Here is a 23866-nt window from a genome sequence, read left to right as displayed (position 1 = left end):
CACAGGGTCGGGAGGACATTCGCCCCGCCCGACCCTGCCGGTTTTTCCTGCAATTTCAATAACTTGACGATCAAGACGGCTGGATCGACTCTTCCGGACGACGTTCAAGCACCTGATCCACCAGGCCGTAGGCCTGCGCATCGACCGCGCTCTTGAAGTTGTCGCGTTCGGTGTCGCGCGCGATGGTCTCCAGCGATTGGCCGGTGTGCTTGGCCAGGATCTCGTTCAGGCGCGAACGCAGGGTCAGGATCTCGCGCGCATGGATATCGATATCGGTCGCCTGGCCCTGGAAGCCACCCAGCGGCTGATGGATCATCACGCGCGAATTCGGCAACGCGTAGCGCTTGCCGGCCGCACCCGAGGCCAGCAGCAGCGCGCCCATCGAGGCGGCCTGGCCGACGCAGATGGTGCTGACGTCCGGCTTGATGTACTGCATGGTGTCGTAGATCGCCATGCCGGCAGTGACCACGCCACCGGGCGAATTGATGTAGATGCTGATGTCCTTTTCCGGGTTATCCGCTTCCAGGAACAGCAGCTGGGCCACGATCACGTTGGCCATATGGTCGTCGATCGGACCGACCAGGAAGATCAGACGCTCCTTCAGCAGACGCGAGTAGATGTCGTACGCACGCTCGCCACGGCTGGTCTGCTCGACCACCATGGGCACCAGGTTCAGGGCTTTGGTCACAATGCTCATCAGTCTTCCCGTTGTGGCAGCGGCCTGTGCCGCTGCCGGTGTTCGCCATCCGCCCCCCCAAGCTGCGGGCGCGGTTCTTCTCTTACTGCCGGATCAGACGCGGATGGCGTCCTGGAACGACAGCGACTGCTCGGTGTGCTGGGCGCGCTCGGCGATCCAGTCGATCACCTGCTCTTCCATCACGCGGCTCTGCAGCCCGTTCATCAGTTGGGGGGCGTTGCGATACATCTCAATGACCTGTTCCGGCTCTTCGTAGGTCGAAGCGATCAGACGCAGCGTTTCGCTGACGCGCTTGGATTCCAGGCGCAATTCGTTGCGGCGCGCCACCTCGCCCACCAGCAGACCGACCAGCACGCGCTTGGCGGCGGCATCCATGAATCCCTGGTGCGCATCGGCCGGCACCTGACCCGGATCGCGACCGCTGCGGCGGACCTGCTCGACCTGCTGGGCCAGCATCGAACGGGCTTCGTTCTCGACCAGGCGCGGCGGCATTTCGACATGCGCGTAGGCGGCAATCAGCTGCTCGCCCACTTCGCGGCGCAGACGGTTCATCAGCGCGCCCTTGAGTTCGCGCTCCAGGTTGGTGCGGATATCGGCGCGGAACTGCTCGGCATCGCCGCTCTTCACGCCGAAGCTCTTGATGAACTCCTTGTCCACTGCCGGCAACACCGGCTCGGAGACTTCGACCGCCTTGACGTGCACCTGCACGGTCTTGCCCGCCAGCTGCGGGACGCGCCATTCGGCAGGAAAATCGACGGTCAGGGTCTTTTCTTCACCCTTGGTCAGGCCTTCCAGGCCCTTTTCGATCTGGTCGAACATCACGCCCGAACCCAGCACGCTGCTGCCGGTCTCCACGCCTTCGGCGGGCAGACGCTCGTCGCCAGCCTGCGACCAGGTCTCCAGCGCCACCAGGTCGCCGACCTGCGCACCGCGCTCGACCGGATTCCAGGTGCGGCGCTGCAGGCGCAGGTTCTCGATCATCTGGTCGATGTCGGCATCGGTCACTTCAGCGGTCGCACGCACCACCGACAGCTTGGTCACGTCGATGTCGCCGAAATCCGGTACCACTTCGAAGGTGGCGACGAAGTCGAAATCGGTCTCGCCCTGATCGATACGCGGGTTGCCGGCCAGGCGCAGCGAATGCTCGCGGACGGCCGAATCGAAGGTCTCACGCAGCAGGCCTTCCATCGCCTCGGCACGCACCTGCTGACCGAAGCGCTGCTCGATCACCTTGGTCGGCACCTTGCCGGGACGGAAGCCCTTGATGCGCGTGGTCCGCGCAAGCTCGCGCAGGCGGCCCCCGACGTGCGTCTCCAGGCGCTCCTGCGGCAGGGTGAAGGTCAGGCGGCGTTCCAGATTGCCGGTGGATTCGATCGATGCTTGCATGTTGACTCCTGCCACCGACAGCGCACAGCGTCGGCACGAGATGGAAGATGCGGGTTGACGGATGGCGAGAATGCCGCCGAGCCTTGTAGTTTCGCCGATAACGGCGGCCGCTGCCAGCGGCATGCGCGCAGCGGCGTTACGGACACAAGCGAGCGGTTTGCAGGAAGTGCAGCGGCCGGAACCCACACGGCCGCGCGGCATTGGTGCGAAAGGGGGGACTCGAACCCCCACGCCTTACGGCGTCAGAACCTAAATCTGGTGCGTCTACCAATTCCGCCACTTTCGCAATGCCGTAGATGCCCGGCTATTGTTGCAGGGATGCCGGTAAAGAAAAAGCGCTGCGAGGCCTGGGCGCGTGATGTCCGCAGGGCACGAGCTGCTTCGCGCGGTGACTTGAGGCTCCATGCAATGCAGAGGGCCATCGGCGGCCGGCCCACCCGCCCGACTGAATGCAGACAAAGCCCATTCGCTGCCAGCACGTTGCAGCCGGATTTGAGAAAATTTCGTTAATTTCCGCGTGAAATCAGCACTTGCGATGACAGCCCAATATCGCCAGATCGTGGCACTGTCACGTGATTGCATCGAAGAGATCGACCCGGATGAGCGAATCACGTCGCCCCCCCTCAACGGGCTGGTCGGACTCGGGGCCAGTTTTGCGGATCAGCGAAGCCAGACGCCTGCGTTGCGGGCCTTGCACGGGGGCGCTGGCGAGTGACGTGGCTGCTTCCTGCAACTTCTTGTAGATCGCGCAGAGCACGGCGCGCGACGCGCTCAGCACAGCCATGACGTGGCCCCGCAATGGCGCACCGCGAGACTTCTGGCATCGCTGAAGAACTGACCCGGCTCGATCCCTGACGGCGACTGCGGCAAGCGCGCTCCAGCCAGGCGTTCGATGTTGAGCGTTGCCCCAAAGGCGTTGAAAAGCCGCTATCCAACCGGACCAGACATGGGCGGTGCCGGCGCTATCGCCAAGCTGCAACAGCGTGGTCGCGACGCCGAGTTATCGCTGGCCTCGATTCTTTCAAAGCAGCCCCAACGAGCGCACCCTGTTTTTGGTCCTGGAAAAAGAAAAGCACCTAGGCGGCTGCCTAAGTGCTTTTATTTGGTGGGCCGTCAAGGATTCGAACCTTGGACCTATTGATTAAGAGTCAACTGCTCTACCAACTGAGCTAACGGCCCTGAAACTGGTCGCACATTGTATGTGCATTTTTGCTTCGTTGCAACACCCCGTGACACATGGGGTCAAACATTCCTGCAATTTCCCGTCATCAGTGGGGTGGCTGAGGGGACTCGAACCCCCGACATCTGGAATCACAATCCAGTACTCTAACCAGCTGAGCTACAGCCACCACTGAAAACCTGCTTCCTACCGTACCGCCGATGGCGCGCCCGACAGGACTCGAACCTGTAACCGCCGGCTTAGAAGGCCGGTGCTCTATCCGGTTGAGCTACGGGCGCCCGGACCGAACTTCGCATTCCCACGCCGTCGAAAGCTCGGAATGGTCGGGGTAGAGGGATTCGAACCCCCGACATCCTGCTCCCAAAGCAGGCGCGCTACCAGACTGCGCTATACCCCGGCGGGACCTTTCAATCCCGAAGGCTCGAAAGGTCGGCTATTTTGGGAATGATTGGCCTCGCTGTCAATCACCCTGTGTAAGTTGAACGATCAGCTATCCTCGCAACCACGTTCGCCAGTAGGGTGAGCACTATTTTCATGGAGAACACGCATGCGTAGCGGTAACCCTGCCCTTCGGGAATCCACATTTCTCGACTCCGGCTCCGGCTCGATCGTCACCCGCGACGGTCAGGCGATGACCCTCAACGGCACGGTCAACAAGACCGGCGCGTTGTTGCTGATGGCGGTGATCACCGCCGCCTTCGCGTGGTCGCAATCGATCGGCTCCGATGGCATGCCGCTGCCTGTCGCGCGCATCTACATGATCGCCGGCGCGATCGGCGGCCTGGTGTTCGCACTGGCTACCTGCTTCAAGCCGACCTGGGCACCGATTACGGCGCCGCTATATGCATTGATCGAAGGCTTCTTCCTCGGCTCGATCTCGGCAGTGTACGAAGCACGCTTCAACGGCATCGTGTTCCAGGCCATCCTGCTCACCTTCGGCACCCTGTTCGCGCTGCTGTTTGCGTATCGCAGCGGAATGATCAAGGCCACCGAAAACTTCAAGCTGGGCGTGGTCGCAGCCACCGGCGGTATCGCGCTGGTCTATCTGGCGACCATCGTGCTGGGCCTGTTCGGTGTGCGCATCCCTTTCATCCACGACTCGGGCCTGATCGGCATCGGTTTCAGCCTGTTCGTGGTGGTGGTGGCGGCGTTGAACCTGGTGCTGGACTTCGACTTCATCGATAGCGGCGTCGAGCAAGGCGCGCCCAAGCACATGGAGTGGTACGGCGCATTCGGCCTGATGGTGACGCTGGTGTGGCTGTACATCGAGTTCCTGCGCCTGCTATCGAAGCTGCAGTCGCGCAATTGAGCTGGGATTCGGGATTCGGGAATCGCAACGGCGGCTCCCCTCGCTTGAACGCGTGACACTGGCGTCGAGCGACCGGTTTCCAACAAAAAGAAAGGGCGCCTAGGCGCCCTTTCTTTTTGTGCAAATCTGCCAGGCGCTCAGAGGCGGCTGGCGATGGCCTTGGCGAAGCCCATGGTGTTGCCGGTGCCGCCCAGGTCGGGGGTCAGCGAATCCTTGGCCTCCAGGGTGGCGACGATGGCTTCGCGCAGGCGCTCGGCATTCTGCGGCTGACCGATGTGGTCCAGCATCTGCGCCGCGCCCAGCAGCAGCGCGCACGGGTTTGCCTTGCCCTGCCCTGCGATATCCGGCGCCGAGCCGTGCACGGCTTCGAAGATCGCCGCGTCCAGGCCGATGTTGGCGCCCGGGGCCAGGCCCAGGCCGCCGACCAGGCCGGCGCACAGATCGGAGATGATGTCGCCGAACAGGTTGGTGGTCACGATGATGTCGAACTGCTCCGGACGCATCACCAGCTGCATGCAGGTGTTGTCGACGATCATTTCCTGGAATTCGATCTCCGGGTACTGCGCGGCCACATCGCGTGCCACCTTCAGGAACAGGCCCGAGGTCGACTTGATGATGTTGGCCTTGTGCACGGCGGTGACCTTCTTGCGGCCGGTGCTCTTGGCCAGCTCGAAGGCGTAGCGCACGATGCGCTCGGAGCCCTTGCGGGTGATCCGGGTGCCGGAGAACGCGGTCTCGCCATCCTCTGACACGGTCTGGCCTTCGCTCAGGTACGCGCCTTCGGTGTTCTCGCGCACCGTGATCAGGTCCACGCCGTCGGCGAAGCGCGACTTGGTGTTCGGGAACGACTTGGCCGGACGCACGTTGGCGTACAGGTCGAACTTGCGACGCATGGCGACGTTGATCGAGCTGAAACCCTCGCCGACCGGCGTGGTCAGCGGGCTTTTCAGCGCCACCTTGTTCTTGGTGATCGACGCCAGAGTGGACTCAGGCAGCAGATCGCCGTGCTTTTCCAGCGCAACCAAGCCGGCGTCGGCGTATTCGTAGGTCAGGCCAGCCTGCAGCGCGTCGAGCACGAACAGCGTGGCATCCATGATCTCCGGGCCGATGCCGTCGCCGCGGATGACCGTGATTGTCTGCGTCATAACGTTGGGTTTCCGAACTTGAAGGGGGGAGCGCCAGCCGCAATACCCGGCAGAGCGGCGCAAGGAGGTTTCACGGGCAATTATGCCCGATGCCGGTGAAGGCGCCCAAACCGACCTTGGTCTAAGGGCCACCATCCAACGACTGCGTGGCCAGGAAGCCGGTGCACGGAATCGGCATGGATCCATCCTCCGCGCACTGCGGTTGCTCCATGCCGCCCACACCGCCTGACGACTGCCCGCTATGTTTTCGCAGCCATCAAGAGCCGCTGGCGCCCAAACGCAACGCGCCGCCTGATCGGGCGGCGCGTGTCCTGCTCGCTTTTACTAATCCCGAATCCCCCACTTCCGCCTCAGCACCACACTCAGTCGTGTGCGTGCTGGGCCGGCACTTGTGCACCGCCTTCGAGCTGGTCCAGGAAATCCACCGCGCGGCGAAGATGCGGGATGACAATGGAGCCGCCGACCACCAGGCCGACCGAGAAGGTTTCGAAGAACTCTTCCCGGCTCACGCCGGCTTCCTTGCACTGGGCCACGTGATAGCTGATGCAGTCGTCGCAGCGCAGCACCATCGAGGCGACCAGGCCGAGCAGTTCCTTGGTCTTCACGTCCAGCGCGCCGGCCTGGTAGGTCTGCGTGTCGAGCGCGAAGAACCGGCGCACCACCTGGTTCGGCTCGGCCAGGATGCGCTGGTTCATGCGCTGACGAAATTCGGTGAACTCGCGCAGGCGGTCGGCGCTGCCGTCGTCGGAACCACTCATGCCTGGCCGCCCGCACTGCCGGCCAGCAGCGGCTCGAGCTTGCCGGCACGATGCATGGCCATCATGTCGTCGTAGCCGCCCACGTGGACGTCGCCGACGAAGATCTGCGGCACGCTGGTGCGCTTGGCCAGGGCAATCATCCTGTCGCGCTCGGCCGGGTCCAGGTCGATCCGCACCTCGGTCCAGGTCTTGCCCTTGCTCTTGAGGAAGTTCTTGGCCGCCACGCAATACGGGCAGATGGCGGAGGAATACAGGGTGATCTGCGGGCCGGAGGCCGCGTCCTGATCGGTATGGTCTTGGCTCACGGGAAACTCCGTGGTTGGTGTGAGGTCTGACACATGGTACCGGGCGACTGGAATTTCCATGTCGTCACCGCAACACTGTGGGTTAACCGATGATTCACGCCTCTGCGCCGGGCTGCCCGCATGCTCCGCGCATCACCTGGGAGTTCCACTTGCGCCTGCTACCGCTCGCCACTGCCCTCACGCTGGCCGTTGCCATGGGTGTGGCACCTGCGCAGGAAAGCCGCCTGCCCGATATCGGTTCGTCGGCCGGCGAGTTGCTGACCCCGGCCCGCCAGACCGAATATGGCCGGATGATGCTGGCCGAGTTGCGCAACTACGACTACGTGCTGGACGACCCGCTGATCACCGACTGGCTGCAGACCATGGGCACCCGGCTGGGCGCCAACAGCGACCAACCGCAGCAGCCGTTTACGTTTTTCATGCTGCGCGACCGCCAGATCAACGCATTCGCCACGCTGGGTGGCTACATCGCCGTCAATGCCGGGCTGGTGTTGACCGCCGAGCGCGAGGACGAAGTGGCGGCGGTGCTGTCGCACGAGATCGCCCACGTCACCCAGCAGCACGTGCTACGTGGAGTGGAGCGCGCGCAGCGCGACCAGATTCCGATCCTGCTCGGCATGCTGGCGGCGGTGGTGGCAGCGCAGCAGGCCGGGGGCAACTCCAAGGGTGACGCCACCATGGCCACCATCACCAGCGCGATGGGGCTGATGCAGCAGCGGCAGATCGACTACACCCGCTCCAACGAGTCCGAAGCCGACCGGCTGGGCATCCGCACGTTGGCGCGCAGCGGCTACGACGTGGACGCGATGGCAGGCTTCTTCGAGCGCATGTCGGTGGCGATGCGTGCCAACGAGGGCGGCTACAGCGCGCCGGATTTCCTGCAGACCCACCCGGTGACCGTCACCCGCATCAGCGAAGCCAAGTCGCGCGCCGAGCAGATGAAGAAGAACACCGTGGTCCTGACGACCTCGGTGCCGGGCGGGACGCGCCAGGAGCGCGTCGACCCGGCCGACCCATCGCTGTCGGAGCCGCTCAGCCGCAATGGCAACGCGCTGCTCCCTTACGCGCTGCGGTTGCCGGTGGATGCGCTCAGCCGCGGCGCCGACCAACAGGGTTTCGATTGGGCCAAGGAGCGCCTGCGCGTACTCAGCGCCGCCACGCCGGATGCGGCCATTCGCGAGTACGAAAACCTGCGCCGCAGCGCCAAACACGGCTTGAGCGATCCGCAGCGCTACGGCCTGGCGCTGGCGCGGCTGCGCAACAGCGGCGGGCGGCCGGGCGAGCCGGTGGCCGAGCTGACCAGCCTGCTCCAGGCGCATCCGGACAATTTGTGGCTGGCGCTGGGCCTGAGCGAGGCGCAGGCGCGCGTGGGTCCGCGAGAAACGGCCAATGCCCGCTTCGATGCGCTGCTCAAGCAATTACCCAACAACCGCGCGGTCGCGCTGACCTATGCCACTGCGCTCAACGAGCAGGCCAGCAAGGAGTCCGGCCAGCGCGCGCGCCAGGTGCTGGAGCCGTTGTTGCACCGGAGCAGCGACGACCCGCTGCTGCAGCAGAGCTACGCGCGTGCCTGCGAGCTGTCCGGCGACCCATTGCGCGCCAGCGAAGCGTATGCGGAGGCTGCGTTCTTGAACGGCCGCGCCGAACAGGCATTAATCCAGCTGGAAGCACTGAAAAAGAAGGATCTCGACTATGTGACACGGGCGCGCGTGGATGCGCGCATTGCCGCGATCACCCCAACCGTGCTGGAGCTGCGTCGCCAGGGTATCCGCGACCCGGATTTGTCCACGCGCTGATCGCCGATGCATCGCCGGCTGTTCACGACGGAAGGTTATCGCGCGGCCGCCCGCCAGTAACGGAACTGCCCAGTCCGCTTCACGCCCCACAGCCGCCGCGCAGGCGCCTTCGGCGATGTCACATTAGAGTCACAAAACCGTAGTCTACTGGCGATCAACCAAAGCCAGACGGTAAGCCCCGCGTGCAGAAACGCATTCTGATCGTCGATGACGAACCCGCGATCCGCGACATGGTGGCGTTCGCGCTGCGCAAAGGCGAGTTCGAGCCCATCCATGCCGGCGACGCCCGCGAGGCGCAGACCGCCATCGCCGACCGTGTGCCGGACCTGATCCTGCTGGACTGGATGTTGCCGGGCACCAGCGGGCTGGACCTGGCAAGGCGCTGGCGCAAGGAGCAGCTCACTCGCGAGATTCCGATCATCATGCTCACCGCGCGCGGCGAAGAAAACGACCGCGTCGGCGGCCTGGAAGCCGGCGTCGACGATTACGTGGTCAAGCCGTTCTCTGCACGCGAGCTGCTGGCGCGCATCCGCGCGGTGATGCGGCGCACCCGTGAAGACGACGAAGACGGCAGCGTGGCGGTAGGCAAGCTGCGCATCGACGGCGCCGCGCACCGGGTGTTCGCCGGCGATGCGCCGGTGCCGATCGGCCCGACCGAATATCGTCTGCTGCACTTTTTCATGACACACCCCGAGCGCGTGTATACGCGCACCCAGCTGCTGGACCATGTCTGGGGTGGCAGCGTGTATGTGGAAGAGCGCACCATCGACGTGCATATCCGCCGCCTGCGCAAGACGCTGGAACCGTTCGGGCTGGAAAACATGGTGCAGACCGTGCGTGGCTCGGGCTATCGTTTTTCCTCGGCGACCTGACGTGCCGCAAAGCCGCCCGGCCGCACACCGGTCGGGCGGCTGCCTACCTGACGCTTCGTGGTAACGCCTTCCATGCCTCAACACATCCGTTCCGCCTGGCTCAAGACGCTGGGCACCCTCGCGCTGTTGTTGGGCGCTGCCGTCGTGGCAGGCGTGCTGATCGGGCATGTGTGGATGGCACTGACGCTCACCGCCCTGGGCGTGCTGGCCTGGCATTACTGGCGGCTGCGCCAGGTGCTGCGCCGGCTCACTGCACGCCAGCGTGCCGAGCCGGCGGCGGGGATCGGCGCCTGGAACGAACTGGACCGGCTGCTGTATCGCAGCCAGGCCGAAATGCGCGCACGCAAGCGCCGCCTGATCGAAATGTTGCGCACCTACCGCGCCGCGGCGCAGGCGCTGCCGGATGCGGTGGTGGTCGTGGATCGCAACAGCCAGCGCGTGCAGTGGTTCAACAAGGCAGCCGGCGGTTTGCTCGGCCTGCACCATCCCGGCGACATGGGCGTGTCGATCGTGGAGCGGCTGCAGCCGTTGCCGCTGGCGCACTGGCTGGCGGCCGGGCGCAACGCCGAGCCGATGCTGGATGCCGCCTCGCCGGCAGACCCGAATCTGCGCCTGAACCTGCGCCTGATCCCCTACTCCGACGACTACTGGCTGCTGGTGGCGCGCGATGTCAGCAAGCTGCTGCGGCTGGAACAGGTGCGCCGCGATTTCGTGGCCAACGTCTCGCATGAACTGCGTACCCCGCTGACGGTGGTGCACGGGTATCTGGACATGCTCGATCCGGAAGACTTTCCCGATTCGGGCCCGATGCTGGCGGAAATGCGCAAGCAATCGCAACGCATGGCGCAGCTGGTCGAAGACCTGCTGACGCTGTCGCGGCTGGAATCGCAGGAAGAACTCGGCGAAGAACACGTGGCGATGGCGCCCATGCTGTCGACCTTGCGCCGCGAGGCCGAGGCGCACAGCCAGGGCCGCCACACCGTGGAGGTGATCGACGAGGCCGGTGTGGACCTGCTCGGCTCCAACAAGGAGCTGCACAGTGCGTTTTCCAATCTGGTCACCAATGCGGTGCGCTACACGCCCGGCGGCGGCACGGTAACGATCCGTTTCGTGCGCGAAGGCGACGGTGCGGCGCTGGCCGTGCGCGACACCGGCTATGGCATCCCCGCCTCGCACCTGCCGCGCATCACCGAACGCTTCTACCGGGTGTCCAGCAGCCGCTCGCGCGAGAGCGGCGGCACCGGGCTGGGACTGTCGATCGTCAAGCACATCCTGGGGCTGCACCAGGCGCGCCTGGATATCGAAAGCGAAGTGGGACGCGGCAGCGAATTCTCGTGTCATTTCGTACCTGCGCGCGTCGTGCAGCGCGAGCAATCGGTGCCACTGTCACGCTCGGCGTGATATGTAGTCAGTGCGCGCCGCAGCGCGCTGCGATGGACGCGTCTGCCACGCGCCGCATTGCCTGCGTTGCGCGACCCAGGCAATTACACAACCCGTCTTGACGATCGATTCCATGGGCCACGCCAAAGAACTGCACGACATCACACCCGGCGACGACGTCGCCACCGATCCGTTGCGTGATCCGGCGCTGTACATCAACCGCGAGCTGTCGCAACTGGACTTCAACTTCCGGGTGCTGGCGCAGGCGCTCGACGAGCAGGTGCCATTGCTGGAACGGCTGCGCTTCCTGTGCATCTCGTGCACCAACCTGGACAAGTTCTTCGAAATCCGCGCAGCTACCGTGCGGCACGCACAGGAGTTCGGGCTGCCGCCGGCGCCGGACGGGCTGAGCCCGACCGCCATCCTCAACGCGGTGCACGATCGCGCCGCCAAATTGGTCGAGCAGCAGTACCACGCGTGGAACGAGGTGCTGCGGCCGGCGATGGAAGACGCAGGCGTTGCCGTGCTCAGCCGTTCGGCATGGACCGCGCGCCAGAAACGTTGGCTGCGTGCGTATTTCCGCAACGAGATCATGCCGGTGCTGTCGCCACTGGGCCTGGACCCTGCGCACCCGTTCCCGAAGATCCTCAACAAGACCTTGAACATCGTGGTGGTGCTGGAAGGCCAGGACGCGTTCGGACGCGCCGGGCATCTGGCCATCGTGCGCGCACCGCGTTCGCTGCCCCGCATCATCCAGCTGCCGGCAAGCCTGTCGCCGGAGGGCACGCAGAGCTTCGTGTTCCTGTCCTCGGTGTTGTCCGAATTCGTCGACGAGCTGTTCCCGGGCATGCAGGTGATGGGCTCGTATCAGTTCCGCGTCACCCGCAATTCCGAACTGGTGGTGGACGAGGAAGAAGTCGAGAACCTGGCGCTGGCCCTGCGCGATGAACTGGTCACGCGCGGCTACCGGCCGGCGGTGCGACTGGAGATCGCGCACGATTGCCCGGCACCGATCCTGCGCACCTTGTTGCAGAATTTCGGCCTGAACGAGAACGCGGTCTACCGCATCGCCGGGCCGGTCAACTTGAGCCGCGTCACGCAGGTCTACGACCTGGTACAGCGCCCCGAACTCAAGTACCCCTCGTTCAATCCGCGCACCTTGCGCGACAGCGAGGGCATCTTCGAGATCGTCAAGAAAGGCGATGTGTTGCTGCATCACCCCTTCGATGCGTTTACCGCGGTGCTGGACGTCATCCGCCAGGCCGCGGTCGACCCGAACGTGCTGGCGATCAAGCAGACGCTGTACCGCACCGGCAAGGATTCGTTGATTGTCGATGCGCTGATTCTGGCCGCGCGCAACGGCAAGGACGTCACCGTGGTGGTGGAGTTGCGTGCGCGCTTCGATGAAGAAGCCAACCTGGGCCTGGCCGACAAACTGCAGGAAGCCGGCGTGCAGGTGGTCTACGGCGTGGTCGACTTCAAGACCCACGCCAAGATGCTGCTGATCGTGCGCCGCGAGGGCCGCAAGCTCAAACGCTACGTGCACCTGGGCACCGGCAATTACCACAGCGGCACCGCGCGCCTGTATACCGACATCAGCCTGATCACCGCCGATGCCGAAATCGGCAACGACGTGCACATGCTGTTCCAGCAGTTGTCCGGGCTTGCGCCGCGCATGAAGCTGGACCAGTTGCTGCAGTCGCCGTTTACGCTGCATGCCGGCGTGTTGAAGCGGATCGATCGCGAGACACGGCTGGCCCGCAAGGGTCGCCCGGGCCGCATCATCGCCAAGATGAACGCCCTCAACGAACCGCAGGTGGTGCGTGCGTTGTACACGGCGTCGCAGGCCGGGGTGCAGATCGATCTGATCGTGCGCGGGGCCTGCACGCTGCGCCCCGGGGTGCCAGGGGTGTCCGACAACATCCGCGTGCGTTCGATCGTGGGCCGCTTTCTGGAACATAGCCGCGTGTACTGGTTCGGCAACGACGGGGCCGCCGAGTTGTACTGCGCCAGTGCCGACTGGTTGGAACGCAATCTGCTGCGGCGGGTGGAGACCTGCTTCCCGATCCTGGAACCGGACCTGGCCAAACGCGTCTACCGTGAGGTGCTGCAGAACTATCTGGACGACAACGTCAGCGCGTGGGAGCTGGACGCCGAGGGCGTGTACCACAAGCGCACGCCTGCCCCGGGCGAGCCGGCGCATTCGGCGCAGATGACCTTGCTCGAGCGGATCTGAGCGCTCATTGCCGCACGCCAGGTGGCAAGCCGCTTGCGCAGGCATGCGGCATACCCATTACGGCGACTGACCGTCCGCTTCCAGCGCTTGGCAATACCGATCGCGTGCGCGGTCGGCTGGGCGCACGCACGGCCTCTCACGTGGCCAACAGCCCATCGGCTACCATGCGGCCATGCCAATGCCCTCCCCCACGATTCCGCCCCTGCGCGATGGCGATTTTCTTGCCGCCATCGACCTAGGCTCCAACAGTTTCCACATGGTCATTGCGCGCTACCTGATGGGTCAGCTGCGCGTCGTCGATCGCCTGCGCGAGACCGTGCGCATGGCCGATGGCCTGGATGGCAAAGGTGGGCTCTCCAACGAAGCGCGCCAACGCGCACTGGAATGCCTGGCGCGTTTCGGCCAGCGCATTCGCGACGTGCCTTCGCTGCGCGTGCGTGCGCTGGCGACCAACACGGTGCGTCAGCTGCGTTCGCCGCAAGCGTTTTTGATGCCGGCCGAAACCGCGCTGGGCCATGCGATCGAAGTGGTCAGCGGGCGCGAGGAAGCACGCCTGATCTATCTGGGCGTGGCGCATGCGCAACCGCCCAAGCCCGACCAACGCCGGCTGGTGATCGACATCGGAGGCGGCTCGACCGAGTTCATCATCGGCCGCGGGTTTCAGACGCTGGAACGCGAGAGTCTGCAGGCCGGATGCATTGCCAGCACGCGGCGGTTTTTTCCCGGCGGCAAATTGTCCAAGAAGAAATGGAAGGACGCGCTGACCGAGATCGGCGCCGAGTTCCAGCAGTTCGCCGGCCAGTACAAGGCGCTGGGCTGGCATGAGGCGATCGGCTCGTCCGGCACGCACAAGGCCATCGGCGAGATGTGCGCGGCGATGAAGCTGACCAAGGGCGCGATCACCGCGCAGGCGCTGCCGGCGCTGCGCGAGGAGTTGCTCAAGGCCAAGCGTATCGAAGACATCCAGCTACCCGGCCTGGCGGCCGAACGGCGGCCGATCATCGCCGGCGGCATCCTGGTGCTGGAAGCGGCGTTCCAGGCGCTGGGCTTGGAGAAACTGATGGTCAGCAAGGCGGCGATGCGCGAAGGCATCCTGTACGACATGCTTGGCCGTGGCGGGGAAAACGACCCGCGCGACAGTTCGGTGACCTCGCTGATGCAGCGTTACGGCATCGACGAAGTACAGGCGCAGCGCGTGGAAGCGACCGCCTGCCGCCTGTTCGACCAGGTCTGCGAATCCTGGCAACTGGATGGCGACGATGCGCAGGTGCTGCGTCGCGCCGCGCGCCTGCACGAGCTGGGGCTGATCATCGCGCACAGCCAATACCACGTGCACGGTAGCTACATCCTGGAGCATTCGGATATCGCGGGTTTTTCGCGACAGGAACAGCAAGTGCTGGCCTCGCTGGTGCGCACGCACCGCCGCAATGTGCCCAAGACCGCTTTCGATGCATTGCCCGACCGCCTGTTGCTGCCGACCCGGCGCAAGGCCGCGCTGCTGCGACTGGCGGTATTGCTGCACCGCGCACACGAGGCGGATCCGATTCCGACCCTGGAACTCACCGCCGACGACACCCGGCTATCGCTGATCCTGTCGCAAAGCTGGATCGACTCGCGCCCGCTGCTGCGCGCCGATCTGATCGGCGAAGTCGAGAGCATGGCCGGGCTGGGAATTGCGTTCAAACCGTTTGTGACCTGAGGCCTGCGGCCTCAGGCGGGAATCGGGAATCGGGAATAGTCCGCCACGGGGCTCTTAGAAGTTTCTGACTGGTGTTGATGGCGCCGAACCGAAGCAACACGCTGCCTTTGCGATTCCCGATTCCCGATTCTCCATTCCCGTCACAGCTGTCACCGCCACGTCTTATCGGCGCAACATCAATGCCATCGCACTCCCGGAAGCTAGTCAAAACGGGAGAACGGGCATGCGCTACGCGATCGTTACCGAAACCTACCCCCCCGAGGTCAACGGTGTTGCGTTGACCGTGCATGGTCTGGAAACCGGTCTGCGTGCGCGTGGACACCAGGTAGATGTGGTGCGGCCACGCCAGAGCGCCGATACCGCGCCGACCGATGCGCTGCTGGTGCGTGGCGCCTCGTTGCCGCGCTACCCGGGATTGAAATTCGGCCTGCCGGCGACGCAACGCCTCGTCCGTCATTGGCGCAGCACGCAACCGGACGCGATCTATGTGGCCACGGAAGGCCCCCTGGGCTGGTCGGCAATGCGCGCGGCCCGCCGGCTCGGCATTCCGGTCGCCACCGGCTTCCACACCCGCTTCGACGAATACCTGCCCGACTACGGTGCCGCCTGGCTGCAGGGCACCGCGCTGCGCTGGATGCGGCGCTTCCACAACCAGGCCGATGCCACCCTGGTGCCCACGCGCGAGTTGCAGCAGTTCCTGCGCGACGATGGCTTCGAGCGCGTGCAATTGCTGGCGCGCGCGGTGGATAGCCAGCAATTCGATCCGAGCCGTCGCGATGTCGCATTGCGCGCCGATTGGGGCATCGAAGGCGAAGGCTTTGCCGCCATCTATGTGGGGCGTATTGCCAGCGAAAAGAATCTGCCGCTGGCTGTACGCGCCTTTCGCAAACTGCAGCAGATCCGCCCGAAGGCGCGTTTCGTCTGGGTGGGCGATGGCCCGGCGCGCGAGAAGCTTGCGCACGACAATCCGGACTTCATTTTCTGCGGTGTCCAGCGTAGCGATGCATTGGCGCGTCACTTCGCCAGCGGCGATCTGTTCCTATTTCCCAGCCGCAGCGAAACCTTCGGCAATGTGACGCTGGAAGCAATGGCCAGCGGCGTGGCGACGGTCGCTTTCGACTACGGCGCGGCCCGCGAATATCTGCGCAACGGCCATACCGGCGCGGCGGTGGACACCGACGAGGCCTTTATCCAGGCCGCCGTCGCGCTGACCGAAGACGACGCACTGCGCCGGCGCATGGGCACGGCGGCGGCGCAGGCGATGAAGAAATTGCATCCGGACAATGTGGTCTCCGATTTCGAAGCCTTGTTGCTGGGAATCAGTGCTGCACGGGGGCGTTATGTCGTCAACGCGGCTTGAGGTCTTGCGCGGTCACGAAGCGCGCTGGTGCCGACGCGCCAATCTGTGGTGCCGACGCAACCCGGTACGGCGTGTCTTCGCCACCATCAGCCGGCTGGGCGACGGCGTGTTCTGGTACGCCTTGATGGGGTTGCTGGTAGTGCTCGACGGCATGGACGGTGTGCGTGCATCGGCGCACATGGCCGCCACCGGCGTGCTTGCATTGACGTTGTACAAGGCGCTCAAACGCTGGACACGGCGTCCGCGCCCGTATGCGGCGGACGTGCGGATTCGCGCATGGGTGGCGCCGCTGGACGAGTTCAGTTTCCCCTCCGGCCATACCTTGCACGCGGTGTCCTTCAGCATCGTGGCGCTGGCCTACTACCCCTGGCTGGCCCCCTTGCTAGTGCCGTTTTCGGCCGGCGTGGCGCTCTCGCGGGTGGTGCTGGGGCTGCATTATCCCAGCGACGTGCTGGCCGCCACGCTGATCGGCGTGCTGCTGGCGAGCCTGTCGCTATGGGGCTTGCCGGTGGTGCTGGGATGAGCGCTGGGGGTTGCGTGATGGCGGCTCGCTGACAGGTAAGCGTAACGGCAAACGGACAGCGACCAAGACGCTGCCCAGTCAGCAGCAAGACCTCTTCGCTTCATCCTTCTCCCTTCGGGACATTGGCCATCTTTGTGGGGGAGAAGGGGCCGCGCAGGGGCCGATGAGGGTACCGTCGAAGCCTCATGCACTCGCCGTCGATGGGCGTTTCGTAAAAGTCGAAAAGAACCCAGCGCAGCAATTGCGACTTCAGCGCGTGGCTTCGCCCCGTACCCTCACCCCCACCCCTGTTCCGCAGGGAGAGGGGATCTTGCACTGACGCTTCGCGGGGATCTTGCGCTGACGGTACGCGGTGGACTGACGGAAGGGTGCCCACCCGCGCGCATGTGCCACGGCACGTGCGACCCGCAGGATGTCTGACTGGCGATCGCCAGCCTGCGGTGTCGTTGCGAGTTGGCCCACCAATCGCCGCGGAGCTGCAATGCTTCTGCGATTCCCGATTCCCGATTCCCGATTCCCGATTCCCGATTCCCGCCCCGCGCTGCCGCCGTACAATGGCGCAATGACGACCCTGTTCATTTCCGACCTGCATCTGGATCCGGCCCGGCCGGCGATCACCGAGTTGTTCCTGGACTTCCTGCGTACGCAGGTGCCCGGGAGCGACGCGCTCTACATCCTGGGCGATCTGTTCGAAGCCTGGATCGGCGACGACACTCCATCCACCGCCGCCGATGCAGTGGCGGTGGCCCTGCATGCAGTGGCAGATTCGGGCGTGCCGGTGTTCTTCATGGCCGGCAACCGCGACTTCCTGGTGGGCGAAGCCTACGCGCAACGGGCGGGCTTCCGGATCCTGCCCGACCCCACCGTCATCGATCTGTACGGGCACACCACGCTACTGATGCACGGCGACTTGCTGTGCACCGACGACACGGCCTACCAGGCCTTCCGCGCGCAGACGCGCGACCCGGTGTTCCAGGCGCAGTTCCTGGCCCAGCCGCTGGCCGCACGCGTTGCGTTCGCGCAGCAGGCGCGCGCGGCCAGTCAGGCGCGGCATGCAGAACTCAAGCAGGGCGACCAGTCGCGCTTCGAAACCGTCACCGACGTGGCGCCGGCCGAAGTGGAAGCCACCTTCGTGCGTTACGGGCTGGATCGACTGATCCACGGCCATACCCATCGCCCTGCCATCCACACCTTGCAGGCCGGCGGCACCACCTGCACGCGCATCGTGCTGGGCGACTGGTACGAGCAAGGCTCGGTCCTGCGCGTGGATGCCGATGGCGTGTCGCTGGAGCAGTTGGCGCTGTAACACAGCCGATCCACATTGCCGTGCCATGGCAGGCGCGGCGGCGCAGTGCTGCATTCAGGGCATGCAGCATGCGCGAAAGCGCGCCTGAGGCCACAGACGCGCGGCGACGCAACGATGGATCGGCAGCGCTTGCCGATCGAGGCGCGCAGCATCGTCAGGTGTGCCAATCAATGACCGCAACGCATCACTGCGCGCTTCGCGCACGCTCGGCGTAGTCGACGAAATCGGCATTCACCACGTCGTACCACAGCAGCGTGCCATCGGCCTGCACGCGGAACCGGTCGCGTACCGGGCTGGTCTGCGGGTCGCCGGGGCAGCCGTCGCCATGGCGTTCGCGCACCGCAAAATCGAACGTGTCCGGCGCAGGTGCATCGCCGTCCTCGGCCATGATGCTGATGCAGTTATCCGGGTACACCTTGTCGCCCTGCAAGCGGGTTTGGAGCGCCTGCAGCGCGCGAGCTTGCGCGTCTTCGCTGGGAGGCGCCGCCGATGCGCTCACGGCAGGTTTGGGTTGCGTGGCGACAGGGTCGGCCGGTTGCTGCTTGCATCCGGCAACCGTCAGCGCGGCCAGGAACACAAGCGCATGACGCAGGGACGTGGACATGAGGGCTCCGCTCGACAGGACAAGGCCGGCAGTCACCGGCGGTGCGCCTAGTCTGCGCGATCCATGCGCGCGGGTGTAGCTAGAACGCCCGGCACTTGCGGTGCCGGGCCGGGCTTGGATCGGTCGACAACCGCTTAACGGAAGGCGGCGATCGTGGCCTTGGTATTGACCAGTACGCGTTGGTTGTCGGCGGTGCTGGCATTGCCAATGGGCACGCCGTTGTAGCTGATGTTGGGGTTGGACCAGTAGTTCAGGCGCGGGCAACCGCTGGTGCAGTCGTAGGCCATGATGGTGCGCCAGCTGTTGCCGTAGCGGTAGCCGTGGCCATACGCGTACGGCGAGGTGCTCGGGTCGTTGGTGGCGTCGTGGCGTGCGCTTTGCAGATGCCCGATTTCATGGGCGAAGCTGTAGTAGCCGGTGGCGCAATCCCAGTACACCGAAGCAAATGCGCTCGCGGCGTTAGAGCCGATACCCGATGCCAGGCCGCAGTAGCTGCTGTTATCCAGCACGATGACTCCCACATCGGCCGTGTAGGTGTTGCGGCTGGTGTGGATGCTGTCCATGTAGCCGTCGTTGGTCACGCGGAAACGCTGCAGGTCGGTCGTGAAGTTGCCGGTCTCGGTGTAGCTGGTGGTCTCGTAGCGCGCCAGCTGCAAGGTGATGCCCACGTTGCTGTTGATGTAACCCTGGTTGGCTTCGGCCACCGCCAGTTGCACCAGCGATTGCATGTTGCCGCCGTAAGCGGTCACGGCCTTGTTGGTGGCGACCACGAGCACGCGAATGGTAGCCGGGCTACCTGATGAGGCGGCCGCAGCGCTCACGCGTCCATCGCCGGGCATATCGAACTTCGGCAGCAGGCTGTAGTCGGCCGGGTGCTCCTGCGGCATGCGTTGCTCATCCACTTGCACCAGCACGTGGCGGCCATCGGCCAGCGGACGCAAGCGATAGAGCTTGCCGGCGTAGCGAATCGTACCGGTCACGGTGTCGCCGCTGCGCACCAAGATGGCCGAGTTCAGCGGGTCCACGCCCGACAGCGTGCGCGCGCGGGTGCCGGCACGCGGCCCGAGATTGCCGTACCACACGCTGTCGCCGCCCTCCAGGGCATCGACCTTGGCCTGGGTGGCTGTGATGGCCTGACCATCCAGCTGCAGCTCCAGCAATTTTTCCGAGGCGGTCACCGCGCCGGCGCGAGCTGAACCACTTGCGCGTTGGCAGTGGACGGGGCGCTCAACAGGCGTTGCAGCGAAGGTTCGGCTGCAGCGGTGGCGGTGGCACTGCGGCTCAGCGCAGGGCCGGTTTGATACAACGGTTTGCCGGCAGCGGCGGCCGAGCCGGCCAGGCACATGGCAATCAGACCGACCGTGGTGCACATCGACTTCGACTTCATCGTCTTTCTCTCCTAAGACATGAAAGTTACGGATGTGAAACACCTGGCCCCTGCCCCCGGGACGCCATTAGGGCGCGCGTGCCTGTACCGAATGCAAGTTGTTGCAACGGAAAATTATGTTTCTGTGATGTTTGCCAAGACCTGGATGCGATTCCAGCAGTTCTGGAAGAGGAACCAGCGCACAGTCCCAGTCACAGCGCATGTTTTTAGCGAGCGTGTCGAACGAGCACAGCCGCCTTCGCAGACAACAGGGCGATCCCACGAGATCAAACAGATCGATGCACATGGACCTGATTGCATCGCCACGCGATCGGCTGTGTCGATCCTCGCCTGTGTTGCCGACACCGCACCGCGTCGGCGTCGGCGTCGGTGCAGATGGCGCGCGGCGCCACGTCGTCACGCATGGCACGGCGTGCATCGATGCTCGCCGCATCGGCCATGACGCGAAGAGGCGCTCCAATCTGTGGCGCGTGACGCGGCGTGTGTGGCGTCATTGGAATTCGCGCACGCAGGCGTCAGATCCACGACGCAGGCCAGCAACGCAGGTTCGCGACTCACATGCAGGCCACGCTCAGCCAGCCTGCTCCACCAGGTCGGCCAGCTCGTCCTCGTCGAAGCCGGCAAGCAGGCGCGCCTGCAGATTGAACGGCCCATGCAGATACCCGCCGGCGTATTCGCGCAGCAGCGCCTTGAACCGTGCGCGCGGCTCGACACCGGCCTGCTCGCAATACCAGCGGTACCAACGCGAGCCGGCGGCCACGTGCGCCACTTCTTCGCGCAGGATGGTTTCGAGCACTTCGGCCGTGGCAGCGTCGCCGAGCGAGCGAAGCTTGACGATCATTGCCGGTGTCACGTCCAGGCCGCGCGCTTCGAGCACGCGCGGCACCAGCGCCATGCGCGCCAGACCGTCGTGTGCCGTCTTCTCGCACATTTCCCACAACCCGTTATGCGCGGCGAAATCGCCGTAGTCGTGGTCGTGCGCCTGCAATCGTGCGCGCAGCAACATGAAGTGGCGCGATTCATCGTCGGCCACCGCCACCCAATCGGCGTAGAACGCCGCGGGAAGCCCGCGAAAGCGGTACACCGCATCCCACGCCAGATCGATGGCGTTGAGCTCGATGTGCGCAATGGCGTGAATGAACGCAGCGCGCCCTTCCGGCGTGCCCAGTCCACGGCGCGGCAAGTCGCGCGGATGCACCAGCAGTGGCGCCGGCGGACGGCCTGGCATGCGGATCGGCGCAGGCGCAGGCGCCGCCGGATCGAGCGTCAGGACGCCTTCGCGAAAGGCGGCTGCGTAGTGCTGGGTCAGCGCGACTTTCTGTCGCGGGTCGGCCTGGTCCAGGCACAGGCGCGCGGCGTCGAACAGATCCGCGCTTGCGAACGGATCGCTGCTCATGCCGTTGGCCGGACGAGGCAATGGCGCGCTGCAGAAACCGATTGCGCTTGCACGCGTTCGGCCGCAGGCCACTGCCCGTTGTGCAGGCGCGCACCCTCGAGCGTGTGGATGGCTGCAGCGCTTTGGTCGCCACACCCTGCCGATGCCATCCGCACGCCTACCAGCGCGGCCAGGCGGCCGCCGCGCCTCGGTGACTCAGGCGCGGCGACGCTTCTTGGCATCGTCCGAGCGCAGCTGCTGGATGCGTTCGAAATACCCCGGCTCGATGCCGGTGATGTATTCGCCGTTGAAGCACGAGGAATCGAACTGCTTGATGTCCGGGTTGCCTTCGCGCACCGCCACTTCCAGGTCTTCCAGATCCTGGTAGATCAGCCAGTCGCAGCCCAGGAACTCCTGGATTTCCAGCTCGCTGCGGCCATGCGCAATGAGTTCTTCGGCCGCCGGCATGTCGATGCCGTAGATGTTGGGGTAACGCACCGGCGGCGCGGCCGAGGCCAGGTACACCTTGCGTGCGCCGGCATCGCGTGCCATCTGCACGATCTGCCGGCTGGTGGTGCCGCGCACGATCGAATCGTCCACCAGCAGCACCACGCGGTTGCGGAATTCCAGGTGGATCGGGTTGAGCTTGCGGCGTACCGATTTCTGGCGTTCGCCCTGCCCCGGCATGATGAAGGTACGGCCCACGTAGCGATTCTTGACGAAGCCCTCGCGGTATTTCACGCCGAGCACGTTGGACATCTCCAGCGCCACATCGCGCGAGGTGTCCGGGATCGGAATGATGGTGTCGATGTCATGGTCCGGGCGCAGGCGCAGGATCTTTTCGCCCAGCTTCAGGCCCATGCGCATGCGCGCCTTGTGCACCGAGATGTTGTCGATCATCGAATCGGGACGCGCGAAATACACGTACTCGAAAATGCATGGCGCGTTGTTGGTCGGCGCGGCGCAGACTTCCGAGAACAGCTCGCCGCGCGCGGTGATCACCAGCGCTTCACCCGGGCGCACATCGCGCACGCGCTGGTAGCCGAGGATATCCAGCGCTGCCGATTCGGAGGACACGATGTATTCGGTGCCTTCGGCATGCTCGCGCTTGCCCAGCACCAGCGGGCGGATGCCGTGCGGGTCGCGGAACGCGACCAGGCCCAGGCCCAGCACCACGCTGACCACCGCGTAGCCGCCCTTGCAGCGGCGGTGCACGCCGGCCACCGCACGGATCGCCGCTTCGGGGGTGAGCATGCGCTGCGCGTCCAGCTCGTAGGCGAACACGTTCAACAGCACTTCGCTGTCCGAATCGGTGTTGATGTTGCGGCGGTCGGCTTCGAACACCTGCTGGCGCAACGCCTCGGTGTTGATCAGGTTGCCGTTGTGCGCCAGCGCGATGCCGTAGGGCGAATTGACGTAGAACGGCTGCGCCTCGTCCATGCCTTCCGAGCCTGCGGTCGGGTAGCGGCAATGCGCGATACCGACGCGGCCTTCCAGCACCGCCATCTTCTTTTCGTCGAAGACGTCGCGCACCAGGCCATTGGCCTTCTGCACGCGCAGGCGCGTGCCGTCTGCGGTGGCGATGCCTGCGGCGTCCTGCCCACGATGCTGCAGGACGGTCAGGCCGTCATACAGCTGCCCGGCGACGTTCTGGTTGCCGACAATACCGACGATGCCACACATGGTGCGCGTTCTCCGCTTCGGCTTGCGCCGTTACTGTGAAGGTGGCCGTGCCTGGCCTTGGGATTCGACCCGAGCCGGGTCGCTTTCTCCGCCGCGAACCTGCGCCGGATCGATGTTGGCCGGCATCGCCTGCGTCGGATCGCGTCCGTCGCCAGCCGTCTTGCCGGGTTTGCCAAGCGCACGGGTGATGGTGTCGCTCAGCCCGGAACCGCCAAGTGCCTTGCCCAGATCCGTATTATCGCCTGCCGAAGGCAACTTCCCCAACTCCGTGGGCAAGTTGCCGAGTTCCATTGATGGCATCTCCATCGATGGCATTCGCCAGGCCGGCAGCTGCGCACGCATCCAGCCCGCGCCCGGCTGCAGCATGGGCAGCAGCACCGACTGGCGCCATGCCGGCTCGCGCGGCAGCGGGGTGAAGCCCATCAGCAGTACCAGCACGCTGGCCAGAAACGCACCGCGCACCACGCCCAGGCCGAACCCGAGCATGCGGTCGGTGCCGCCAAGCTTGATCGCATCCACGCCCGCGCGGATCACCATGCCAATCACCGCCACGCTGATTAGCACGCCGACGAACACCATGGCGTAACCGCCGAACGATTCGGTCGCAGACGGATGCTTGCCATCGGCCAGCCAGCGCGCGGCTGCGCCGCCGAACATGAAGGTGGCCCACCCGGCCAGCAGCCACGACAACGTGCCCACCACGATCGCGACAAAGCCACGCAGCAAGCCCAACAGGGCCGACACCAGAATGATGACGCCCAGCACCATGTCGATCATGGGCAACTTCTCCGCGTGGCGCGCGCGCCGTGAGTGCAATTGGGCTCGGTCGTCATTGCCCTCCCCTCCATGGGTGCGAGGCGTTCGA

18 protein-coding genes, 5 tRNA genes and 2 pseudogenes are annotated in these 23866 nt (G+C 65.1%); 10 read left to right on the top strand and 15 right to left on the bottom strand.

Annotated elements, in window-relative coordinates:
- Positions 1–70 precede the first annotated feature (70 nt).
- The 3 genes from clpP to ACCQ03_RS05630 form a co-directional block, all read right to left on the bottom strand.
- Positions 71–697, bottom strand: coding sequence for an ATP-dependent Clp endopeptidase proteolytic subunit ClpP (gene clpP, locus ACCQ03_RS05640; RefSeq protein WP_002806026.1), 627 nt, complete (start codon positions 695–697; stop codon positions 71–73).
- Positions 698–790: 93 nt separating this feature from the next.
- Positions 791–2083 carry a trigger factor gene (gene tig / locus ACCQ03_RS05635; RefSeq protein ID WP_209226049.1) on the bottom strand — a complete coding sequence of 431 codons (1293 nt, stop codon included), beginning with the start codon at positions 2081–2083 and terminating at the stop codon, positions 791–793.
- A gap of 201 nt (positions 2084–2284) precedes the next feature.
- Positions 2285–2369: transfer RNA gene (locus ACCQ03_RS05630), tRNA-Leu, on the bottom strand.
- A gap of 249 nt (positions 2370–2618) precedes the next feature.
- Between ACCQ03_RS05630 and ACCQ03_RS05625 the strand changes: the two are divergent.
- A pseudogene (locus ACCQ03_RS05625) lies at positions 2619–2762 on the top strand (PAS domain-containing sensor histidine kinase); the annotation flags it as partial.
- A 424-nt stretch (positions 2763–3186) separates the two neighbouring features.
- On the opposite strand, the gene ACCQ03_RS05620 reads toward ACCQ03_RS05625, so the two are convergent.
- From ACCQ03_RS05620 to ACCQ03_RS05605, 4 genes are all read right to left on the bottom strand, one after another.
- Positions 3187–3262, bottom strand: a tRNA-Lys gene (locus tag ACCQ03_RS05620).
- Positions 3263–3355: 93 nt separating this feature from the next.
- Positions 3356–3432, bottom strand: a tRNA-His gene (locus tag ACCQ03_RS05615).
- Between the two features lie 32 nt (positions 3433–3464).
- Positions 3465–3541 (bottom strand) — tRNA-Arg (locus ACCQ03_RS05610).
- 42 nt (positions 3542–3583) lie between these two features.
- Positions 3584–3660, bottom strand: a tRNA-Pro gene (locus ACCQ03_RS05605).
- Between the two features lie 150 nt (positions 3661–3810).
- Between ACCQ03_RS05605 and ACCQ03_RS05600 the strand changes: the two genes are divergently transcribed.
- Positions 3811–4572: a Bax inhibitor-1/YccA family protein gene (locus ACCQ03_RS05600; RefSeq protein ID WP_209226045.1), complete on the top strand. Its 762-nt coding sequence runs from the start codon at positions 3811–3813 to the stop codon at positions 4570–4572.
- Positions 4573–4709: 137 nt separating this feature from the next.
- Here the strand turns inward: ACCQ03_RS05600 and ACCQ03_RS05595 are convergent, their stop codons facing one another.
- The 3 genes from ACCQ03_RS05595 to grxC all read right to left on the bottom strand — a co-directional run bounded on the left by ACCQ03_RS05595 (position 4710) and on the right by grxC (position 6780).
- Positions 4710–5717: an isocitrate dehydrogenase gene (locus tag ACCQ03_RS05595; protein WP_003483762.1), complete on the bottom strand. Its 1008-nt coding sequence runs from the start codon at positions 5715–5717 to the stop codon at positions 4710–4712.
- A 362-nt stretch (positions 5718–6079) separates the two neighbouring features.
- Positions 6080–6475, bottom strand: a complete 396-nt coding sequence (locus tag ACCQ03_RS05590; protein ID WP_057678605.1) for a carboxymuconolactone decarboxylase family protein — start codon at positions 6473–6475, stop codon at positions 6080–6082.
- Entirely contained in the window at positions 6472–6780 is a 309-nt protein-coding gene (gene grxC / locus ACCQ03_RS05585; protein ID WP_017158114.1) for a glutaredoxin 3, read from the bottom strand. Before grxC ends, ACCQ03_RS05590 begins: the two co-directional genes overlap by 4 nt.
- Before the next feature lie 149 nt (positions 6781–6929).
- Here grxC and ACCQ03_RS05580 point away from each other — a divergent pair, with 149 nt between their 5' ends.
- From ACCQ03_RS05580 to lpxH, 8 genes are all read left to right on the top strand, one after another.
- On the top strand, positions 6930–8576 hold the full coding sequence (locus ACCQ03_RS05580; RefSeq protein ID WP_150147557.1) for a M48 family metalloprotease: 1647 nt from the start codon (positions 6930–6932) through the stop codon (positions 8574–8576).
- 182 nt (positions 8577–8758) lie between these two features.
- Positions 8759–9448 (top strand): phosphate regulon transcriptional regulator PhoB, encoded by a 690-nt coding sequence (gene phoB / locus ACCQ03_RS05575; protein WP_003483753.1) that lies wholly within the window; start codon positions 8759–8761, stop codon positions 9446–9448.
- A 72-nt stretch (positions 9449–9520) separates the two neighbouring features.
- Entirely contained in the window at positions 9521–10849 is a 1329-nt protein-coding gene (gene phoR, locus ACCQ03_RS05570; protein WP_057678603.1) for a phosphate regulon sensor histidine kinase PhoR, read from the top strand.
- 112 nt (positions 10850–10961) lie between these two features.
- A complete protein-coding gene (gene ppk1 / locus ACCQ03_RS05565) occupies positions 10962–13064 on the top strand; it encodes a polyphosphate kinase 1 (protein ID WP_209226073.1) in 2103 nt (700 codons plus the stop codon).
- Positions 13065–13242: 178 nt separating this feature from the next.
- A complete protein-coding gene (ppx, locus tag ACCQ03_RS05560) occupies positions 13243–14763 on the top strand; it encodes an exopolyphosphatase (protein WP_180301572.1) in 1521 nt (506 codons plus the stop codon).
- A 223-nt stretch (positions 14764–14986) separates the two neighbouring features.
- Complete coding sequence (locus ACCQ03_RS05555; RefSeq protein ID WP_057678601.1) at positions 14987–16123, top strand: glycosyltransferase family 4 protein; 1137 nt, start codon at positions 14987–14989, stop codon at positions 16121–16123.
- Positions 16104–16646 (top strand): phosphatase PAP2 family protein, encoded by a 543-nt coding sequence (locus ACCQ03_RS05550; RefSeq protein WP_011050667.1) that lies wholly within the window; start codon positions 16104–16106, stop codon positions 16644–16646. The genes ACCQ03_RS05555 and ACCQ03_RS05550 overlap by 20 nt, the downstream gene beginning before the upstream one ends.
- A gap of 562 nt (positions 16647–17208) precedes the next feature.
- Positions 17209–17952 (top strand): UDP-2,3-diacylglucosamine diphosphatase, encoded by a 744-nt coding sequence (gene lpxH / locus ACCQ03_RS05545; protein WP_057661881.1) that lies wholly within the window; start codon positions 17209–17211, stop codon positions 17950–17952.
- A gap of 184 nt (positions 17953–18136) precedes the next feature.
- Here the strand turns inward: lpxH and ACCQ03_RS05540 are convergent, their stop codons facing one another.
- The 5 genes and pseudogenes from ACCQ03_RS05540 to ACCQ03_RS05520 all read right to left on the bottom strand — a co-directional run bounded on the left by ACCQ03_RS05540 (position 18137) and on the right by ACCQ03_RS05520 (position 23778).
- Entirely contained in the window at positions 18137–18556 is a 420-nt protein-coding gene (locus ACCQ03_RS05540) for a hypothetical protein (RefSeq protein WP_017156253.1), read from the bottom strand.
- 134 nt (positions 18557–18690) lie between these two features.
- Positions 18691–19943, bottom strand: a pseudogene (locus ACCQ03_RS05535) (zinc-dependent metalloprotease).
- Positions 19944–20514: 571 nt separating this feature from the next.
- A complete protein-coding gene (locus tag ACCQ03_RS05530; protein ID WP_017156249.1) occupies positions 20515–21360 on the bottom strand; it encodes a ferritin-like domain-containing protein in 846 nt (281 codons plus the stop codon).
- A gap of 174 nt (positions 21361–21534) precedes the next feature.
- On the bottom strand, positions 21535–23001 hold the full coding sequence (gene purF / locus ACCQ03_RS05525; protein ID WP_003483730.1) for an amidophosphoribosyltransferase: 1467 nt from the start codon (positions 22999–23001) through the stop codon (positions 21535–21537).
- 30 nt (positions 23002–23031) lie between these two features.
- On the bottom strand, positions 23032–23778 hold the full coding sequence (locus ACCQ03_RS05520; RefSeq protein ID WP_057678507.1) for a CvpA family protein: 747 nt from the start codon (positions 23776–23778) through the stop codon (positions 23032–23034).
- Between the last annotated feature and the right edge of the window lie 88 nt (positions 23779–23866).

The sequence above is a fragment of the Xanthomonas sp. NCPPB 3569 genome (genome assembly GCF_041475645.2).
In the GTDB taxonomy this organism is placed as follows: Bacteria; Pseudomonadota; Gammaproteobacteria; order Xanthomonadales; family Xanthomonadaceae; genus Xanthomonas; species Xanthomonas phaseoli.
Note: the sequence above shows the minus strand (reverse complement) of the source record. Positions and strands in the feature narration are given on the sequence as shown.

Coding starts and splice junctions, on each gene's coding strand:
- clpP (WP_002806026.1), bottom strand. CDS start 697: ATGAGCATTGTGACCAAAGCCCTGAACCTGGTGCCCATGGTGGTCGAG.
- tig (WP_209226049.1), bottom strand. CDS start 2,083: ATGCAAGCATCGATCGAATCCACCGGCAATCTGGAACGCCGCCTGACC.
- ACCQ03_RS05600 (WP_209226045.1), top strand. CDS start 3,811: ATGCGTAGCGGTAACCCTGCCCTTCGGGAATCCACATTTCTCGACTCC.
- ACCQ03_RS05595 (WP_003483762.1), bottom strand. CDS start 5,717: ATGACGCAGACAATCACGGTCATCCGCGGCGACGGCATCGGCCCGGAG.
- ACCQ03_RS05590 (WP_057678605.1), bottom strand. CDS start 6,475: ATGAGTGGTTCCGACGACGGCAGCGCCGACCGCCTGCGCGAGTTCACC.
- phoR (WP_057678603.1), top strand. CDS start 9,521: ATGCCTCAACACATCCGTTCCGCCTGGCTCAAGACGCTGGGCACCCTC.
- ppk1 (WP_209226073.1), top strand. CDS start 10,962: ATGGGCCACGCCAAAGAACTGCACGACATCACACCCGGCGACGACGTC.
- ppx (WP_180301572.1), top strand. CDS start 13,243: ATGCCCTCCCCCACGATTCCGCCCCTGCGCGATGGCGATTTTCTTGCC.
- ACCQ03_RS05555 (WP_057678601.1), top strand. CDS start 14,987: ATGCGCTACGCGATCGTTACCGAAACCTACCCCCCCGAGGTCAACGGT.
- ACCQ03_RS05550 (WP_011050667.1), top strand. CDS start 16,104: ATGTCGTCAACGCGGCTTGAGGTCTTGCGCGGTCACGAAGCGCGCTGG.
- lpxH (WP_057661881.1), top strand. CDS start 17,209: ATGACGACCCTGTTCATTTCCGACCTGCATCTGGATCCGGCCCGGCCG.
- ACCQ03_RS05540 (WP_017156253.1), bottom strand. CDS start 18,556: ATGTCCACGTCCCTGCGTCATGCGCTTGTGTTCCTGGCCGCGCTGACG.
- purF (WP_003483730.1), bottom strand. CDS start 23,001: ATGTGTGGCATCGTCGGTATTGTCGGCAACCAGAACGTCGCCGGGCAG.
- ACCQ03_RS05520 (WP_057678507.1), bottom strand. CDS start 23,778: ATGATCGACATGGTGCTGGGCGTCATCATTCTGGTGTCGGCCCTGTTG.